The organism is Candidatus Planktophila sp., assembly GCA_030681675.1.
In the GTDB taxonomy this organism is placed as follows: domain Bacteria; phylum Actinomycetota; class Actinomycetes; order Nanopelagicales; family Nanopelagicaceae; genus Planktophila.
In genome coordinates this window covers 207,536-225,239 of the sequence record JAUXRP010000003.1, presented here as the reverse complement: position 1 = coordinate 225,239, position 17,704 = coordinate 207,536, and the positions used below count along the sequence as shown (strand labels likewise).

15 protein-coding genes are annotated in these 17,704 nt (G+C 46.2%); 12 read left to right on the top strand and 3 right to left on the bottom strand.

Features of this window, described 5'->3' with window-relative positions:
* The first annotated feature begins 3 nt into the window (after positions 1 to 3).
* From Q8K48_01695 to Q8K48_01660, 8 genes are read left to right on the top strand one after another with little or no spacing between them, the layout of a single operon-like run.
* Positions 4 to 1,080, top strand: coding sequence for a DUF6350 family protein (locus Q8K48_01695; protein ID MDP1851110.1), 1,077 nt, complete (start codon positions 4 to 6; stop codon positions 1,078 to 1,080).
* A complete protein-coding gene (gene purN, locus Q8K48_01690) occupies positions 1,080 to 1,643 on the top strand; it encodes a phosphoribosylglycinamide formyltransferase (GenBank protein MDP1851109.1) in 564 nt (187 codons plus the stop codon). The genes Q8K48_01695 and purN overlap by 1 nt, the downstream gene beginning before the upstream one ends.
* On the top strand, positions 1,636 to 3,171 hold the full coding sequence (gene purH / locus Q8K48_01685; protein MDP1851108.1) for a bifunctional phosphoribosylaminoimidazolecarboxamide formyltransferase/IMP cyclohydrolase: 1,536 nt from the start codon (positions 1,636 to 1,638) through the stop codon (positions 3,169 to 3,171). The genes purN and purH overlap by 8 nt, the downstream gene beginning before the upstream one ends.
* 21 nt (positions 3,172 to 3,192) lie before the next feature.
* A complete protein-coding gene (locus tag Q8K48_01680; GenBank protein ID MDP1851107.1) occupies positions 3,193 to 4,032 on the top strand; it encodes a bifunctional methylenetetrahydrofolate dehydrogenase/methenyltetrahydrofolate cyclohydrolase in 840 nt (279 codons plus the stop codon).
* Positions 4,023 to 4,250 carry a hypothetical protein gene (locus Q8K48_01675; GenBank protein MDP1851106.1) on the top strand — a complete coding sequence of 76 codons (228 nt, stop codon included), beginning with the start codon at positions 4,023 to 4,025 and terminating at the stop codon, positions 4,248 to 4,250. The genes Q8K48_01680 and Q8K48_01675 overlap by 10 nt, the downstream gene beginning before the upstream one ends.
* Before the next feature lie 42 nt (positions 4,251 to 4,292).
* Positions 4,293 to 5,243, top strand: coding sequence for a malate dehydrogenase (gene mdh, locus Q8K48_01670; GenBank protein MDP1851105.1), 951 nt, complete (start codon positions 4,293 to 4,295; stop codon positions 5,241 to 5,243).
* Between the two features lie 16 nt (positions 5,244 to 5,259).
* A complete protein-coding gene (locus tag Q8K48_01665) occupies positions 5,260 to 6,474 on the top strand; it encodes an NADP-dependent isocitrate dehydrogenase (GenBank protein ID MDP1851104.1) in 1,215 nt (404 codons plus the stop codon).
* A gap of 12 nt (positions 6,475 to 6,486) precedes the next feature.
* Positions 6,487 to 7,128 (top strand): response regulator transcription factor, encoded by a 642-nt coding sequence (locus Q8K48_01660; GenBank protein MDP1851103.1) that lies wholly within the window; start codon positions 6,487 to 6,489, stop codon positions 7,126 to 7,128.
* On the opposite strand, the gene Q8K48_01655 is transcribed toward Q8K48_01660, so the two are convergent.
* Genes Q8K48_01655 through Q8K48_01645 form a run of 3 tightly spaced genes read right to left on the bottom strand, consistent with a single transcriptional unit; the run spans position 7,125 to position 10,918 of the window.
* The gene (locus Q8K48_01655) at positions 7,125 to 8,228 is read right to left on the bottom strand and encodes a GAF domain-containing protein (GenBank protein MDP1851102.1); all 1,104 of its coding nucleotides are present in this window, start codon (positions 8,226 to 8,228) and stop codon (positions 7,125 to 7,127) included. The genes Q8K48_01660 and Q8K48_01655 overlap by 4 nt on opposite strands.
* A gap of 43 nt (positions 8,229 to 8,271) precedes the next feature.
* Positions 8,272 to 9,600 (bottom strand): MFS transporter, encoded by a 1,329-nt coding sequence (locus Q8K48_01650; protein MDP1851101.1) that lies wholly within the window; start codon positions 9,598 to 9,600, stop codon positions 8,272 to 8,274.
* Position 9,601: 1 nt separating this feature from the next.
* Entirely contained in the window at positions 9,602 to 10,918 is a 1,317-nt protein-coding gene (locus Q8K48_01645; GenBank protein MDP1851100.1) for a nitrate/nitrite transporter, read from the bottom strand.
* A gap of 113 nt (positions 10,919 to 11,031) precedes the next feature.
* Here Q8K48_01645 and Q8K48_01640 point away from each other — a divergent pair, with 113 nt between their 5' ends.
* From Q8K48_01640 to narI, 4 genes are read left to right on the top strand one after another with little or no spacing between them, the layout of a single operon-like run.
* On the top strand, positions 11,032 to 14,715 hold the full coding sequence (locus Q8K48_01640) for a nitrate reductase subunit alpha (protein MDP1851099.1): 3,684 nt from the start codon (positions 11,032 to 11,034) through the stop codon (positions 14,713 to 14,715).
* Positions 14,715 to 16,280 (top strand): nitrate reductase subunit beta, encoded by a 1,566-nt coding sequence (narH, locus tag Q8K48_01635; GenBank protein MDP1851098.1) that lies wholly within the window; start codon positions 14,715 to 14,717, stop codon positions 16,278 to 16,280. The genes Q8K48_01640 and narH overlap by 1 nt, the downstream gene beginning before the upstream one ends.
* The gene (gene narJ, locus Q8K48_01630) at positions 16,277 to 16,924 is read left to right on the top strand and encodes a nitrate reductase molybdenum cofactor assembly chaperone (GenBank protein MDP1851097.1); all 648 of its coding nucleotides are present in this window, start codon (positions 16,277 to 16,279) and stop codon (positions 16,922 to 16,924) included. The genes narH and narJ overlap by 4 nt, the downstream gene beginning before the upstream one ends.
* The gene (gene narI, locus Q8K48_01625; protein ID MDP1851096.1) at positions 16,921 to 17,661 is read left to right on the top strand and encodes a respiratory nitrate reductase subunit gamma; all 741 of its coding nucleotides are present in this window, start codon (positions 16,921 to 16,923) and stop codon (positions 17,659 to 17,661) included. The genes narJ and narI overlap by 4 nt, the downstream gene beginning before the upstream one ends.
* Positions 17,662 to 17,704 lie beyond the last annotated feature (43 nt).

The window sequence follows — 17,704 nt, the reverse complement described above, 5'->3', positions numbered from 1 at the left end:
AAAATGTTCGCACGTGTACTTGGGTCGACGTTGACCCAAGTACTGCGTAGTGTTGCGTTAGTTCTACTCCCAGTCTCTTTTATCGCCTTACTAGCATGGGCTACAGCCGGTAGTGCCACTGGAAACACCGGAGATCCATTACGCGCCGCGATATGGATTTGGCTGGGTGCACATCACATTCCATTCACTCTTTCCCTGCCTCCAGCAAATGCCGCTGGATTTCTATCCTATTTGCCACTCGGAGCTTTAGTAATTCCAGTTTTAGCAGTTCGAAATGGCGTGGCGCGGGTCATTGATCGACTAGATGGAAATCCATCACTTCTCACCGCAGCTCGAATACTTTTTGCCATTCTTTATAGTGGCATTGGAACTCTCTTTGCATTCTTTAGTTCAACCTCGGCAGTTACACCAATGTGGTATCTGGCACCTGTTTTCTTGCTTCCACTAACTTTGATCAGTGCGGCAAGCGTGGGCCGTCGATTGATTTTCGGACAGGCGATTTTCTATAGCACTCGAATACTTTCACTCTTATTAGGAATCTCATCAATTGTCTTTGGAGCATTAATCTTCATTAATCTCTCTACTGTTAAGAGTTTAACTATGGTTCTTGAGCCTGGAATAATAGGAGGCTTCTTACTTCTACTTCTTAACATTCTCTATATCCCAAATGCAGTAATCGCCACACTTAGTTACTTTTCAGGCGCTGGCTTTGCAATTGGCACCGGCTCCATAATTTCACCGCTCAGTTATCACCTCAATTCAATTCCAGCATTTCCATTGTTAGGAGCACTTCCATCCAACACATCTCGTTTTGCACTTTTTGGAATTTTAGTCATTGTTTTATCAGGTGTGCTACTTGCAAGTTGGACTGTGACGCTAAGTTCCAGAATTCTGATTCAATCACTGTGTATTTCAGTAGTTATCACCGCACTTATTGCATATGCTGGAAGCGGAGCCTTAATTACTGAGGCCATGTCTGCCATGGGAGTATCACCCTGGAAATTCACTCTCGCACTCAGCGGAGAATTAATAGTTGGAGCTTTACTCGCACTATATCTTCCACGAATTGGGAGGCGATAGTGGCGTGCAGGCTAGTAATTTTGGCGTCAGGAACTGGCTCCATTGCTCAGGCAATAATTGATGCCCACGAGCTAGATATCGAAGTTGTTGCAGTTCTAAGTGATCAAATTACCTCTCAAGTTTTAGAGAGAGCGAAAACCGCTGGAATTCCGAGTGAGTGCATTCCGGTTGGTAATTCACGAGAGCTGTGGAACATCGAAATTATTGAAAAAACTGCGGCCCTTGAACCAGATCTAGTTGTCAGTGCAGGCTTCATGCGGATTTTGCCACCTGAATTTGTCAATCGTTTTCCGACCATAAATATTCATCCCTCCCTGTTGCCCGATTTTCCTGGGGCTCATGCCGTGCGCGATGCTTTAGTCGCTGGCGTTCTAACCACTGGTTCAACTGTTCATTGGGTTGATGCAGGTGTCGACACTGGACCGATAATTACACAGATGCAGGTGCCGGTACTTCCACATGATGATGAAAGAACTCTTCATGAGAGAATTAAGAAAGTAGAACGAGGTCTCATGATTGCGACCATCGCCCTAATCCTTCCAACACTGGAGCAACATGTCTGAACTAAAACCTATACGCCGTGCCCTAGTCAGCGTCTATGACAAGACACGACTTCAGGAGATAGGAAAGATATTGGGTGAAGCAGGAGTCGAAATTCTCTCTACTGGTTCAACTGCTGCAGCGCTATCAGCAGCAGGTATTCCAGTAACAGAAGTGAGTGCTTACACAGGTTTCCCGGAAATCATGGGTGGACGTGTAAAGACGTTACATCCTCGTGTGCACTCCGGAATCTTGGCCGATCACAATAACCCCGACCACATGGCAGCGATAGCTGAGTTAAATATTGATCCATTTGATTTAGTCATTATTAATCTCTATCCCTTTGCGCAAACAATTGCATCAGGGGCCAGTTTTGCTGAATGTATCGAACAGATAGATATTGGCGGGCCATCAATGTTGCGCGGTGCAGCCAAGAATCACGGCTCAGTTGCAGTAATTAGTCAAACATCTCAGTACGACGAGTTGATTAATGCAGTTAAATCCGGTGGATTTACTTTGGCCGAGCGCCGGGCGTTAGCTCTTAAGGCTTTCAGGACAACTGCTGAGTATGACTTAGCAATCGCTAACTGGCTTGGGCACAGTGAAGAACTACCTGATTGGTTCGGTCGCATTTACCATCGCGAAAACTCGCTTCGATATGGGGAAAATCCCCATCAAAGCGCCGCGATTTATTCAGGTGGAGCTGCCGGTATTGTCGGGGCCATTCAATTACACGGCAAGGAGATGTCATTTAATAATTACACCGACGCCGATGCTGCTTGGCGCGCAGCCCTTGATCACAAAGATCCATGTGTGGCCATCATCAAGCATGCCAATCCATGTGGAATCGCAACGGCCAGCGATATTGCAACAGCGCACAAAAAGGCGCACGACTGTGATCCAGTTTCTGCATTTGGTGGTGTAGTTGCAGCTAATCGTGAAGTTACTCTGGAAATGGCGAACCAACTCTCTGAAATATTTACCGAGGTTGTCATAGCACCGAGTTATGAGGCAGGTGCTGTAGAACTTCTAGCTAAAAAGCCATCGATTCGAATTCTTCAATGTGGTGTTTCAAAAATTTCTTCAACTGAGATGCGTCCAGTATCTGGCGGAATTTTATTGCAACACACGGATTTAATTGATGCGCCAGGTGATTCACCCACGAACTGGAAGCAAGTCAGTGGAGAACCTGCCAGTGCTGAAATCATGAAGGAGCTCGAGTTTGCTTGGAGATCGGTGCGCGCAGTAAAAAGCAATGCAATTGTATTGAGCAGAAATGGCGCATCAGTTGGAATTGGAATGGGACAGGTTAATCGTGTCGATTCTGCGCGTTTAGCGGTGGCACGCGCAGGGGATCGAGTTAAAGGATCGGTTGCAGCAAGTGATGCCTTCTTCCCCTTTGCCGATGGCCTACAAATTTTGATTGATGCAGGAATTAGTGCCGTAGTTCAACCTGGTGGAAGTGTTCGCGATGAGGAAGTTATTGAGGCGGCTCAAAGCGCTGGCGTTGCGATGTTTTTCACAGGTACACGCCATTTCTCTCACGCATAGGGCTGCAATAGGATTGCTCGTATGAGCGCACAGATACTAGATGGCAAGGCACTTGCAGCTTCGATTAAATCCCAACTCGCAGTTCGAGTAGTCGAACTCAAATCTCGAGGAATCACACCGGGTCTGGGCACGGTACTGGTCGGCGATGACCCTGGCTCGCACTCTTATGTAGGTGGAAAGCATCGCGACTGTCATGAAGTGGGAATTAATTCAATTCGTGTAGACCTTTCAGCCGATGCTACAGAGGCCGATGTCATGGCTGCAATTAGAGATCTCAATGCATCATCTGAATGCACTGGCTACATTGTGCAACTTCCTTTGCCTAAGGGAATTAATACCCAACGAGTACTAGAGGCGATTGATCCCTCTAAAGATGCCGATGGATTGCATCCCATGAACTTAGGCCGATTGGTCTCAGGCTATGACGCGCCTTTGCCATGTACGCCGCATGGAATTGTTGAACTTTTAACGCACTACGGAATTAGTACCAAAGGTGCTGAAGTGACGGTAATTGGGCGAGGACTCACAGTTGGTCGACCACTTGGATTATTGCTTACACGAAAGCAGGAAAATGCAACTGTAACCTTGACCCATACTGGAACAAAAGATTTGCTCACCCACACCAAGAACGCCGACATTATTGTTGCAGCGATTGGCCAAGCACATTTCTTAAAGGCTGAGATGATTAAAGCCGGCGCAGTTGTAATTGATGTTGGAATATCGCGTACCGATGCTGGCTTGCTGGGCGATGTGGATCCCGGTGTCATGAACGTCGCATCGTGGGTTGCACCAATGCCAGGTGGAGTCGGTCCTATGACACGTGCGATGTTGATAAAAAATGTAGTCGATGCATGCAGCTAAAAATCCGCGTTTTAGGGGCTCTTAGCAACGCATCTATACTCATTGGCATCGCCTTAGGTATCGGTGGAATCGTGCGAGGTGGGTCACTTTTTATCGCCATCGGAACAGCTGGTGTAGCGTTAAAAGCACGGAGTTCACGTAAGTTTGACTTTTATTTTCCACTCATTATCGCTATCGCTCTATTTGTACTGGCAGTTGCACTTCCTCGTGGGCGGTAGAGTTGGCTTAGTGCCACGCAGAGTTAATAGAGGGAGTACGCCATGGGCGGAAAAGTCACAGTAGTCGGTGCAGGTTTTTATGGTTCAACAACCGCACTTCGATTAGCCGAATACGATATTTTCGACACGGTAGTTCTCACCGATATTGTCGACGGTAAGCCAGAGGGTTTAGCCCTTGATATGAATCAATCTCGATCCATTGAGGGTTTTGAGACAAAGATTATTGGTGCCACAACTACTGCCGAAGGTGGCGGGTATGAGGCAACGGCAAACTCTGACGTGGTTGTTATTACTGCAGGTCTTCCGCGCAAGCCTGGCATGAGTCGCATGGATTTAATCGGCGTCAACGCTGGGATAGTTCGCGGCGTTGCCGAGAATATTGCAAAGCACTCACCGAATGCCGTAATAATTGTTGTATCAAATCCACTCGATGAGATGACAGCTCTTGCACAACTTGCAACGGGTTTTCCTAAGAACCGCGTGATGGGTCAAGCAGGGATGCTAGATACTGCACGCTTTACTAACTTCGTGGCTGAAAAACTTGCCGTAAAAGTTGGCGCAGTTAAAACTCTTACTCTGGGATCTCATGGTGACACGATGGTTCCAGTTCCAAGTCGCTGCACAGTGAATGGACAAGCACTCAGTAATCTCTTATCTCAGGAAGAGATTGATGAATTAGTCGATCGCACTCGCAACGGTGGCGCCGAAGTTGTCGCACTCCTTAAGACAGGCTCGGCGTATTACGCACCCTCTGCTGCAGCTGCTCGTATGGCAAAAGCTGTTATTGAAGATTCAGGTGCCGTTATGCCGGTATGTGCTTGGGTAGATGGTGAGTATGGAATCTCTGGTGTCTATCTTGGTGTTGAAGCCGAGATTGGTCGCAATGGAGTTAATAAAGTTGTTGAAAGTGAACTCACTGAAGTAGAAGTAGCCGCTCTTAAAGCCGCCGCTGAAGCGGTACGTGCAAAGCAAGCCGATGTCCAAACACTCTAAATAGGGAGCTCAACGTATGGCCAAGATCAAAGTAGAAGGAACCGTAGTCGAGCTAGATGGCGACGAGATGACTCGCATCATCTGGCAGTTCATCAAGGAGTCGTTAATTCTTCCTTATCTAGATGTGAACCTTGATTACTACGACCTCGGTATGGAGAACCGTGATGCAACCGATGATCAGGTAACGATTGATTCAGCACATGCTATTCAAAAACATGGAGTAGGTGTTAAGTGCGCAACTATCACACCCGATGAGGCACGCGTTGAGGAGTTCGGACTTAAAAAGATGTGGAAATCTCCAAATGGCACCGTTCGTAACATCTTGGGCGGTGTGATTTTTCGCGAGCCAATCATCATCAGTAATGTTCCACGCTTAGTTCCTCATTGGACTAAGCCAATCGTTATTGGACGTCACGCATTCGGTGACCAGTACCGTGCCACTGATTTCTTGGTACCAAGTGCCGGTAAGTTAACGATGACATTTGTGCCTGCGGATGGTTCAAAGCCCGTCGAATATAACGTCTTTGATTTCCCATCTTCAGGTATTGCAATGGGTATGTACAACATGGATGATTCAATCCGCGATTTCGCGCGCGCTTCCCTTAACTACGGACTTAACCGTAACTTCCCCGTTTATCTCTCGACTAAGAACACAATTCTGAAGGCATATGACGGCCGCTTCAAAGATATCTTTGAAGAGATTTTCCAAGCCGAATTTAAAACCGCATTTGATGCTGCAGGTATTTGGTATGAACACCGCTTAATTGACGACATGGTTGCAATGTCACTTCGCATGGAGGGTGGATATGTCTGGGCATGCAAGAACTATGACGGCGATGTCCAATCTGACACTGTTGCACAAGGGTATGGCTCACTTGGATTAATGACATCGGTGCTAATGACTCCAGATGGAAAGATTGTCGAGTCCGAAGCCGCTCATGGCACTGTGACTCGTCACTACCGTGAGCACCAAAAAGGGAAAACAACATCAACAAATCCAATTGCATCAATCTTTGCTTGGACTCGAGGCTTAGCACACCGTGCAAAGTTAGATAACAACTCCGAACTTGCTGCATTCTGTGCAACGCTTGAGCGTGTTTGCATCGAAACTGTAGAGCAGGGCAAGATGACTAAGGATTTAGCGATTCTGATCTCTAAAACTGCGCCTTGGCAGACAACGCAAGAGTTCTTGGCATCCATTGATGAAAACCTAAAGAAGGCCATGGCTTAATAAGGGATAAAAATGCAGACTAAAGTTTTTGTCGTCGATGATCATGAGCTTGTTCGAAAGGGCTTAATAGATCTAATCGACGCTGAAGAGGATTTGTCAGTGGTCGGAAGTGCGGCAAATTGCCAAGATGCAATAGTTAATTTTGCAACTTTAGATGCTGATGTAGCAGTTTTAGATGTGCGCCTGCCAGATGGAAATGGCATTGAACTCTGCCGAGAGCTTATATCCATGAAACCTGCCCTGCAGGTATTGATGTTGACATCTTTTCAGGATGATGAAGCCCTACTAGGTGCAGTACTTGGAGGGGCTGTTGGTTATTTAATTAAGGATATAAAGAATTTAGAACTCCTGGCTTCAATTCGTAAGGTTGCAGCTGGAGAGAGTTTTCTCGATACGAAGTTAATCTCTTCTGTGACTAATCGCCTACGTGAAAATAAAAACCCCGCTAGTGAAATCTACGAACTGACCGATCAAGAACAACGCGTCCTTGAATTTATTGGCGAGGGTATGACCAACAGAGAGATTGCAAAAAATATGTTCTTGGCCGAAAAGACAGTTAAAAACTATGTTTCTTCACTTCTTAGAAAATTGGGGCTTGAACGCCGCACCCAAGCTGCGGCAATGGCCGTGAGATTGAGCGTAGGTAGAAGTTAAAGGCTTGCCCGCCACATAGTTCGAGTACCAGAAGCACCATCTTTAATAATCTCAAACTCCCCACCCCTTGCCACGGCGCGCCGTTCAAGGTTTAGGAGCCCGCTCTTGCGCCTACCTGAAACATATCCCTTTCCATTATCCACGACGCGAATTTCACAATACGTTTGGTTAGCAAGTACTACAAGGTCAATCTTAGTAGCATCTGCATGTCGAATAGCATTAGTAACAAGTTCGCGTATAACTGGAATAACTTGGCCAGCTAACTCTTCTCCAATTACGGTGTCTATTGGACCAATGAAACTGTATGAAATTTGGAATCCAGCAGTGGTACTTAGTGAGGCAACTTCGCTCACAATTAAAGTTCGAATATCTGCGATGGGATGTTTATCTTGTAGCGCAAAGATTGTAGTCCTAATTTGCTGGACTGTTGAATCAAGATTATCCAACGTACTTTGAATCTTTGTTAAAGATTCTGCTGAGAGTGAAGGATCCAGCGCAACCGACTGTAGCGAAATTCCCGAGGCAAACAGCCTTTGAATAACTAAGTCATGCAAATCTCTAGCTATTCGCTCACGCTCTGCTAAGACGCTGACTTGGTTTTGTGCAATATGGCCGCGATAACTATCAATGGCAACACCAGCAGCCGACGCTAAAACAACCACAAGTTGTTCATCTTCTTCGGTGAAATCTCTTCCATTGCGCTTTTGTGTCAAATAGATACTTCCGTAGAGCTCGTTACGAATTCGAATTGGAACGCCTAAGAATCCCGACATCGCAGGATGTCCTTTTGGAAAGCCAACTGAAGATGGATGGTCCTTTATTACTGAGACACGCAGTGGCTGCGGAACTGCAAGTAAATGCCCAAGTAGACCTTTTCCTTCAGGGAAAGTATCGATTTCGTCGGCCGTTTCATCACTCATGCCGACATATGTGAAATCTTCAAGAGTTCCATCGGGAGTAATAGAGCCAAGAGCTCCATAAGTACAGTCAGTTATGAGAACTGCATTTTGTATTAGTCGCTTAAGTGAAGTCTTTAAGTCTTGACCCTTAGCAACATCCATAACGGCTTCAGAGAGCGCACTGAGCCGGGTGACATCCATGGCAAGAGTCTGCCGAATATCACCCGGAATGACGAGTTTCCTTTTAACTTCTAGCTTCTGCGCCTTTACGTGTGTAGAACCACCATGCAATGGCAGTACCTACCACAGCAAAGAGCGCAACACCTTGAAAGAAGCCGGCCGGTGCCATAAGTGAAAGTAGTACTCCAAAGATAAAGGGACCGAAAGCGGCGATGGCCCCGGTCCATCCAAGTACTCCACCTGCCTGTCGAGGTTCAAAGATCATTGGCATTTGCTTAAACGTGCTGGCATTGCCAACACCGGCGAAAAAGAAAATCGCCATCATTCCCCAGAAAAAACTCATGAAGTCATCACTGCTTGAAGGGGAGAGCTGACCAGATGTAAAGAATGCCGACAACGCGATACCTAGACCCGATACGAAGGTAAGAACTCCTCCACCTAATCGATCGGCAATTGGTCCACTCATTACTCGTGCTGCAGAGCCAACTAGTGGTCCAAAGAATGCAAACTTTACTGGGTCGGGCGCATTCGCAAACTCTCCAAAAAGGTTCTTAATGAGTAGACCAAACTGTGCAGAAAATCCTGCGAAAGTTCCAAAAGTCATAAAGTAGAGAATTGTCATTAACCACGTGTGTTTGTTGTTGAAGATGTCAAGTTGATCCTTAACACCACGTGAGGTAACAGGTACCGACTTCAAAAACTTCCAAGAGATGATAACTGAGAGAATTACAAATGGAACCCAGACGAGACCGGCATTTTGATACCAGACTGATTTATCAATCCCTTTTACCTCATCGACAAATCGCTGTGGCGCACCGAGAGTTGCACCGAACATTGCCGAACCAACGATTATTGGAGTGAGGAATTGAATAATACTGACTCCGAAGTTTCCAACACCGGCTTGAATACCGAGAGCTAAACCCTGTTTAGATTTAGGGAAGAAATAAGAGGTACTCGGCATAAAGCCCGAAAATACTCCGCCGCCAATTCCAGAGAGAAAGGCGAGAATCAATAATGCTACGTAAGGTGTCGATGGTGAGCGCACTGCAAATGACCAACCGACGAGTGGAAATAAAAGTAGAGCTGTTGAGTAGGTAACTAATTTGCGCGTTCCTAAAATTGGTGGAAGGAACATCCAGATTAAACGCAGACCACCACCTGCAAGTCCAGGCATTGCAGCAAGCCAGTAAAGCTCCTTCTTGCTTAGGTCAAAGCCTAAGTTATTGAGTTTTGGCGCTAAGGCTGAGACTAAGAACCAGCTCATGAAGCCAAGTGTCAACGCATAGGTAGTTACCCACAGTGTCTTCCAAGCGATTGTGGACTCCCACTTTCCCTCGGCATTTGGATCCCAGGATTCGAGCCACTCAGAGGATTTATTTTTTGCTGCAGACATTTCAATCTCCATTCATTTGAGAGTTGTCGTAATCAATCTGGTTTTTAAGTGTCGGGCTAGCCTTGTGCAGCATTTTCACTATTACTACATGCATCCAAACTGTTGCGATGAGAGTCAATAAGAAGAGAACGACAAAGGTCGATTGAGGCAGGCCAGTCCAATCTCGGACATAAACGAATAGTGGTGGTAGTAAGAAACCACCAAGTGCTCCTAGCGTTCCAACAAGTCCTCCAACAGCACCGACATCGTTAGGGAAGTACTCTGGAATGTGCTTAAAGACTGCAGCCTTTCCTATACCCATAGAACATCCGACAATAAAAAGTAGAGCGGTAAATGGCACTACTCCTAAACTATATGGCAAAACCTCTCTTGGTCCATCCGGCGTATTTAAAACGATGTAACCAAATGGTGCGGCTAAAAAAAGCAGAGCCATTAACATGGAAAGAAAAGTTCCATACATTAAGCGACGTGCCCCCATATTGTCAGAAATATAGCCACCAAGTGGGCGAAGCAGAGAGGCCGGAAAGATGAATAGCGCAGTTAACAGTGCGGCATTCTGTAGCTCTAAACCATAAACCGAGACATAGTATTTTGGCATCCAAGAGGCAAGGGCGACATATGCTCCAAATACAATCACATAGTAGAAAGAAAATCTCCACACCTGCATATATTTTAACGGCGCAAACATCTCTCGCAAAGGCCTAGAGTTCTGAAGATTTTTCGAGTCCGCAGGTGTGAAAAACTGTATGGCACCAGCGGTCAGGACTAGTAGCACTGCATACAAGGCAGGCACAAAACGCCAACCACCAGGAATGATTCCACCGAGGTATGAACCACCAACCGTGCCTGCGATAACTGTCGGACCGATAAACTTTGTAGCCGATGCTCCAACATTTCCTGCACCAAAAACACCCAACGCAAAGCCTTGCCGGCTGCGATCAAACCAGTGCGAGTTCCAGGCAATTCCAACACTAAATAAATTGCCGGCAAAGCCGACAAAGAAGGCTAAAACAAGTAACCAGGTATATGTCAGTTCAATATGTGCCAAGAGGTAAGCAGGGATAGAGGTAGTTAGCAACATCGTCACGGTTACTTTCTTGCCACCAATTCGATCTGCAAGAACGCCTAAAAGTAAGCGCCAGATTGAACCATTTAGAATAGCAACCGATGAAAGCCAGGCTAATTGAGAATCACTAATTCCAAACTCTTTCTGAATCGGAATTCCGAGAACTCCGAACATTAACCAAACTGCAAACATTAAAGTAAATGCAAATGTTGAAAGTGTTAGCACTCTCCCAGAACCGATGCGCTGCGACATGAAAACCCCTACTTTCTAAACAAATCCTAAGGAAAGAGTGCTCTTTTTAGGCCGGTGAAAATAGGGTCTTTGTACCTATATTGACGCGGGCTTATGCGAGAGACAATTGTGATATGAAAAGCAACATGCCCACAGGATTAGATATTGAAGAATCATTAGTCAAGCTCGGACGTTATTTTTCAAAAGGGGTAGTCTCTGATGATCTTCGTTCGATCACAAAAACTGGTGGGCGCGAAGGTGATGATTTTTATCGTGATCGTTGGAGCCATGACAAAGTAGTTCGATCTACACATGGAGTTAATTGCACGGGATCATGTTCATGGAAAGTTTATGTTAAAGATGGAATCATCACTTGGGAAACTCAACAGACTGACTATCCATCAGTTGGACCAGACTCTCCAGAGTACGAACCTCGTGGCTGTCCACGAGGTGCAGCTTTTTCTTGGTACACATATTCACCAACTCGGATTCGTTTTCCATATATACGGGGTCTGCTTTTGGATATGTATCGCGAGGCTAAATCTCGTTTAGGTGATCCAGTTTTGGCCTGGGCCGACATCATGGATGATCCGATTCGTCGTACAAAATATCAAAAGGCCCGAGGTAAAGGCGGACTAGTTCGCGCGCAATGGGCGGAGATCTCTGAAATCATTGCAGCTGCACATGTACATACAATTAAAAAGTATGGCCCTGATCGAGTATTTGGTTTCTCGCCAATCCCAGCTATGTCGATGGCATCCCATGCCTCAGGTGCACGTTTTATCTCACTCATGGGTGGCTCGATGCTCTCCTTTTATGATTGGTATGCCGACCTTCCAGTTGCATCTCCGCAAGTATTTGGTGATCAAACCGATGTTCCAGAATCTGCAGATTGGTTTAACTCCTCATATTTAATTATGTGGGGCTCGAATGTTCCGGTAACTCGTACCCCTGATGCCCACTTCATGACTGAGGCTAGATACCGTGGTCAAAAAGTAATAGCTATTAGCCCCGATTACGCCGATAACACCAAGTTTGCTGATGAATGGGTCGCGCCGCATCCAGGTACCGATGGCGCACTCGGTATGGCAATGGGACATGTTATTTTGAAAGAGTTTTTTGTTGATAAACAAACTCCACGATTTACTGAGTATGTAAAAAGGTTTACCGATCTTCCATATCTAGTCTCACTGCGTGAAAAAGACGGTGCATGGGTACCTGACAAATTCCTTGTCGCATCTGATTTAGGCGACACCTCAGAGGGCTCAAAGTTCAAGACCGTTGTTCTAGATTCAACTAACGGTAAGACATACATCCCTAATGGATCACTGGGTCATCGCTACAACGATGATTCGATGGGTAAATGGAACTTAGATTTAGAGGGCGTAGATCCACTACTTAGCATTTATGGTCGAAATGAAGCTTCTTCGGCATCTATTCTTCTGCCTCGTTTTGATTTGGGACAAAAAGAATCAGAGAGCGGAGGAGTGCTTCATCGCGGGGTTCCAACAATTCAAATTGGCGACAAGAAAGTTACAACAGTTTTTGATTTAATGCTTGCTCAATATGGTGTTGGACGCGAAGGTCTTGAAGGTGATTGGCCAACTGATTACACCGACACATCTCCGTACACACCTGCATGGCAAGAGGAGATTACAAATGTTCCAGCGGCTCAAGCAATTCGTATAGCGCGCGAGTTCGCACAAAATGCCGATGAGTCCGAGGGCCGTTCAATGATTCTTCTCGGGGCTGGCACAAATCACTGGTTCCACTCCGACACTATGTATCGAACATTCTTAGCCCTTGTTACTTTAACGGGTTGCCAAGGCGTCAATGGTGGGGGATGGGCACATTATGTTGGCCAAGAAAAATGCCGCCCCGTAACAGGATGGGCGCAGTTAGCTTTTGGCGCCGACTGGGCACGGCCACCACGCCAGATGATTGGCACTGCTTTTTGGTATGTATCAACGGATCAATGGCGCTATGACGGATTAAAGTCTGAGCTCCTTGCAACGCCTCTTGGAGAAAATCGCTTCGAGAATATGAGTGCCATTGATGTTATGGCCAAATCAGCACGAATGGGATGGATGCCTTCCTATCCATCGCTTAATCGCAACTCATTAGATTTAGTTGATGAAGCTCGCGCATTAGGGGTAGAGCCTTCGGTTCACGTTGTCAACGAATTAAAAAACGGAAATCTAAAATTTGCAATAGAGGATCCCGATGCGCCAGAAAACTGGCCACGTGTATTAACTGTATGGCGTGCAAATATTCTCGGCTCTTCAAGCAAAGGAAATGAATACTTCCTTAAGCATTTACTCGGTACTGATAACTCGGTACGTGCCGAAGAAAACGGCCCAGATGCCAGACCACGTGATGTGAAGTGGCAAGAGAATGCACCAGAAGGAAAGTTAGATTTACTAGTCTCCATCGATTTTAGAATGACAAGCACCGGCTTATTCGGGGATATTTTGTTGCCAGCAGCTACGTGGTATGAAAAGCATGATCTATCAAGTACTGACATGCATCCATTTATTCATGCCTTTACTCCTGCTATTAATCCACCTTGGGAAACAAAGACCGATTACGACATCTTTCAGATGCTGGGTCGCCAAGTTGCCGAATTATCGAAAGGACATTTAGCTGAGCGCGAAGATATCGTGGTTGTGCCTCTTTTACACGACACTCCAGATGCAATGGCAAATCCAAGTGGAGTTGTTGCGGACTGGAAAGATGGAATCGTAGAACCGATTCCAGGTCTAACAATGCCAAAGTTGGTTGTTGTAAAACGCAATTACACCCAACTTGGTGAAAAAATGGGTGCCCTTGGCCCTCTCCTTGACCAACTGGGTACTAATACAAAGGGTGTACCAGTCAGCGTTCTGCCTGAGATCGAACTATTACGCCATAAAAATGGAGTTATCTCTCATGGCGTTGCCGAGGGTCGACCATCACTTGCTCGCGATGTAGATGCCTGCGAAACGATCCTCGCGCTATCGGGTACGACTAATGGACGAATCGCAGTTGCAGGTTTTAGGGCGTTAGAGAAACGCACTGGTCAACAACTCACTGATTTAGCTCTAGATAATGAGGGTAAGCGGATTACATTTGCAGACACTCAGGCCAGACCAGTGCCGGTTATTACAAGTCCTGAATGGTCGGGCTCTGAACATGGTGGCCGGCGATATACCGCATTTGCAATAAATATTGACCGGTTAAAACCTTGGCACACTTTGACCGGTAGACAGCATTTCTTTATTGATCACGATTGGATGAGTGAGCTCGGCGAGCAGATGCCAATCTTTAGGCCGCCGTTAAATATGCATCGCATTTTTGGAAATCAAGGCGATGGTATCGAAAAAGAGGTCACGGTTCGATATTTAACTCCGCACTCTAAATGGTCGATTCACTCTGAATATCAAGACAACCTTTTCATGCTTTCACTCTCACGTGGTGGGCAAGAGATTTGGATGAGTGTTGAGGATGCCGAAACAATTGGTGTTAAAGATAATGAATGGATTGAGGCATATAACCGTAATGGTGTAGTAGTTGCTCGTGCATGTGTTTCGCACCGTATGCCCGCCGGTACAGTATTTATGTATCACGCTAAGGATCGTGTTGTAGATGTCCCTTTGGCGGAAACTTCAGGCAAGCGCGGAGGGATTCATAATTCGTTGACGCGATTAATGATTAAACCTTCACATCTCATCGGCGGCTATGCCCAACTTACATTTGCGTTTAACTACCTTGGACCAACTGGTAATCAGCGCGATGAAATAACTGTTATCCGGCGACGTTCACAAGAGGTGGAGTACTAATGAAGGTCATGGCCCAAATGGGCATGGTGATGAATCTCGATAAGTGCATCGGGTGTCACACATGTTCGGTAACGTGCAAGCAGGCGTGGACAAATCGCACTGGAATGGAATATGCCTGGTTCAACAACGTCGAAACCCGTCCAGGCCAAGGTTATCCACGTGGTTATGAAGATCAAGCCAAAGCAAAGGGTGGCTGGGTTCGTACCTCACGCGGACGACTTCGCTTAAAGGCTGGTAGTCGTGCACGTCGATTGCTCTCAATCTTTTCAAACCCCCGCATGCTTAACATCAAAGATTATTACGAGCCTTGGACATATGAGTACGATAATTTAATTACCGCTCCTCTGGGACAACAGACTCCAGTTGCTCGGCCTAAATCTCTTATTACTGGAAAGCCGATGAAAATTGAGTGGTCTGCCAACTGGGATGATGATTTAGGTGGAGGACCTGAAAATATTGAAAAGGATCCAATCCTAAAAAAACTAGCAGATGATGTTACAACGAAAATAAAACTGGCATTCGAACAGACATTTATGTTCTACCTGCCTCGCATCTGTGAGCACTGTTTAAATCCTGCATGTGTTGCAGCATGTCCATCAGGTGCGATGTACAAGCGCGCAGAAGATGGGATTGTTCTAGTTGATCAGCAACAATGTCGTGGTTGGCGGATGTGTGTCTCTGCCTGCCCATATAAGAAAATCTACTTCAATCATAAGACCGGAAAGGCAGAAAAGTGCACGCTGTGTTATCCACGACTTGAACTTGGTTTACCAACGGTCTGTTCTGAAACATGTGTTGGTCGCCTGCGCTATCTCGGCCTATTCCTCTATGACGCCGATCGCGTCACAGAGGCAGCGTCTACCGAAAATGAAAAGGATTTATATCAGGCGCAACTCGATTTAATCTTGGATCCGAATGATCCTGCCGTCCTTGCCGCCGCCCGTGCCGAAGGGATTCCAGAGGATTGGTTAGTTGCCGCCCAAAACTCGCCTGTTTATAAGTTAGCAAAGGTATACAAGATCGCGCTGCCTCTGCACCCTGAGTATCGAACAATGCCGATGGTTTGGTATGTACCTCCATTGTCTCCAATCGTGGATGTATTAAGTGAAACTGGTCATGACGGCGAAGATGCGGGCAATCTATTTGGTGCAATTAATGCACTTCGAATTCCACTCGCCTATTTGGCCGAGCTCTTCTCTGCCGGCGATGTCGAAGTAGTTGAATCAACGCTGCGTAAACTCTCGGCAATGCGCTCGTATATGCGCGATATCAACTTAGGGCGCGAACCGCGACCTGAGATTCCTGAGGCCGTTGGAATGAATCAAGAGAGTATCTATGAAATGTATCGATTACTAGCAATTGCAAAATATGAAGATCGTTATGTCATCCCTGCAGCACACGCCGAACAGGCTAAGGATCTTGAAAATATGGGACAGAGTTCTGGTTGTTCACTCGATGGCGTTGACCTGGGACCAAACTCGGGACCTTTTGGTCAAGCTTCAGGAAATCCAGTTCCAGTCACGATTGAAAACTTTCATATCATGAAAGATAGGCAGACAAAGTGAGTAAAGAGATCGCCCGTGCTATCGCTGCACAGTGCCTTGTTTATCCAGAGCAGGCCTTTATCGATCGATACGATGAACTAGTAAAACTAGCGACTAGATTAGAGCCAAAACTTCGCAATCCATTGCTTGCCTTTCTAACAATCGCCACTGAAATGCCACTTAATAAACTCCAGGAGCATTACGTCGAAATTTTTGACATGCGCCGAAAGTGTTCACTTTTTCTAACATCGTGGACGCACGGAGATACACGTAACCGAGGAATGGCTTTGGTCTATTTCATTGAAATCTACAAACGCTGCGGTCTAGTGCTTAGTCCCGAAGAGTTGCCGGATCACTTAGCTGTCGTACTTGAGTTTGCTGCCTTGGAAAATCCACATGAAGGAGATTTACTACTTGGTGAACATCAAGCACCGATTCTTCTCATTAAAGATGCCTTACATAAGAGTGGATCCATCTATGCTGGTGTATTGGATGCCGTTGTTGAATCATTGCCGGTAATGACGCCGGAGATTGAAGCGAGAGCCAAGGCGCTTGCAATAGCTGGTCCACCAAAAGAGTTTGTGGGTTTAAGTGGAGCGGTTGCCGTTGCATTAGAACCATTTTCACCCCATAAAGATTTCTCATTAGAAGGAGTTTCACGATGAGTTCAACGAATATTCTCTTATGGTCGGTACTTCCATACATCGCGATTTTTTCATTTGTTATCGGTTTGATGTGGCGCTTTAAATACGACAAGTTTAATTGGACGACACGTTCTTCCCAGATTTATGAAGGCAAGCTCTTAAGCATTGCGGGACCATTATTTCACTTAGGACTCTTTGCCGTTATCGGGGGACATGTTGTGGGACTTTTGATTCCACAAAATTTCACTGATTCACTGGGATTGAGTCAGGAGACGTATCACTTAGGCGCAGTAGTAATGGGAGGTGCCGCCGGGATTGCAACTCTTGTCGGTATTTCACTCTTGATTTATCGCCGCCGGACAAAGGCAATGGTCTTTGCGCAGACTACTAAGAACGACAAGAGCATGTACATATTCTTAGTTGCAACACTATTAACGGGAAGCGCTGCAACGCTTTCAAGTGCCGGTGTCATAGGTGAGGAACACAATTATCGCGAAACTGTTGGACCATGGGTTCGATCGATTCTCACTCTCAATCCCAATGGTGAACTCATGATGGCCAGCCCGGCCGCTTTTAGGATTCATGCAATCGTTGGAATGTCCCTATTTATAATCTGGCCCTTTACTCGGTTAGTGCACGCATTGAGTGCACCAGTTGGATATTTGTTCCGTCCCTCAATTGTCTATCGCACTCGCGATGGTCGTGGCGTAGCAGGCAACCGTAAAGCCCGTCCAGGGTGGGAGCGAAGTAAGTATTAATCGAGATTAAAAAACCCTCGGACCAATCTGGTCCGAGGGTTTT

What these genes read in the sequence shown, in the direction of transcription:
- narH (MDP1851098.1), top strand. Translation starts at nt 14,715, where the DNA reads ATGAAGGTCATGGCCCAAATGGGCATGGTGATGAATCTCGATAAGTGC.
- Q8K48_01655 (MDP1851102.1), bottom strand. Translation starts at nt 8,228, where the DNA reads ATGGATGTCACCCGGCTCAGTGCGCTCTCTGAAGCCGTTATGGATGTT.
- narI (MDP1851096.1), top strand. Translation starts at nt 16,921, where the DNA reads ATGAGTTCAACGAATATTCTCTTATGGTCGGTACTTCCATACATCGCG.
- Q8K48_01640 (MDP1851099.1), top strand. Translation starts at nt 11,032, where the DNA reads ATGAAAAGCAACATGCCCACAGGATTAGATATTGAAGAATCATTAGTC.
- Q8K48_01650 (MDP1851101.1), bottom strand. Translation starts at nt 9,600, where the DNA reads ATGTCTGCAGCAAAAAATAAATCCTCTGAGTGGCTCGAATCCTGGGAT.
- mdh (MDP1851105.1), top strand. Translation starts at nt 4,293, where the DNA reads ATGGGCGGAAAAGTCACAGTAGTCGGTGCAGGTTTTTATGGTTCAACA.
- purH (MDP1851108.1), top strand. Translation starts at nt 1,636, where the DNA reads ATGTCTGAACTAAAACCTATACGCCGTGCCCTAGTCAGCGTCTATGAC.
- Q8K48_01645 (MDP1851100.1), bottom strand. Translation starts at nt 10,918, where the DNA reads ATGTCGCAGCGCATCGGTTCTGGGAGAGTGCTAACACTTTCAACATTT.
- Q8K48_01675 (MDP1851106.1), top strand. Translation starts at nt 4,023, where the DNA reads ATGCAGCTAAAAATCCGCGTTTTAGGGGCTCTTAGCAACGCATCTATA.
- Q8K48_01660 (MDP1851103.1), top strand. Translation starts at nt 6,487, where the DNA reads ATGCAGACTAAAGTTTTTGTCGTCGATGATCATGAGCTTGTTCGAAAG.
- Q8K48_01665 (MDP1851104.1), top strand. Translation starts at nt 5,260, where the DNA reads ATGGCCAAGATCAAAGTAGAAGGAACCGTAGTCGAGCTAGATGGCGAC.
- Q8K48_01680 (MDP1851107.1), top strand. Translation starts at nt 3,193, where the DNA reads ATGAGCGCACAGATACTAGATGGCAAGGCACTTGCAGCTTCGATTAAA.
- Q8K48_01695 (MDP1851110.1), top strand. Translation starts at nt 4, where the DNA reads ATGTTCGCACGTGTACTTGGGTCGACGTTGACCCAAGTACTGCGTAGT.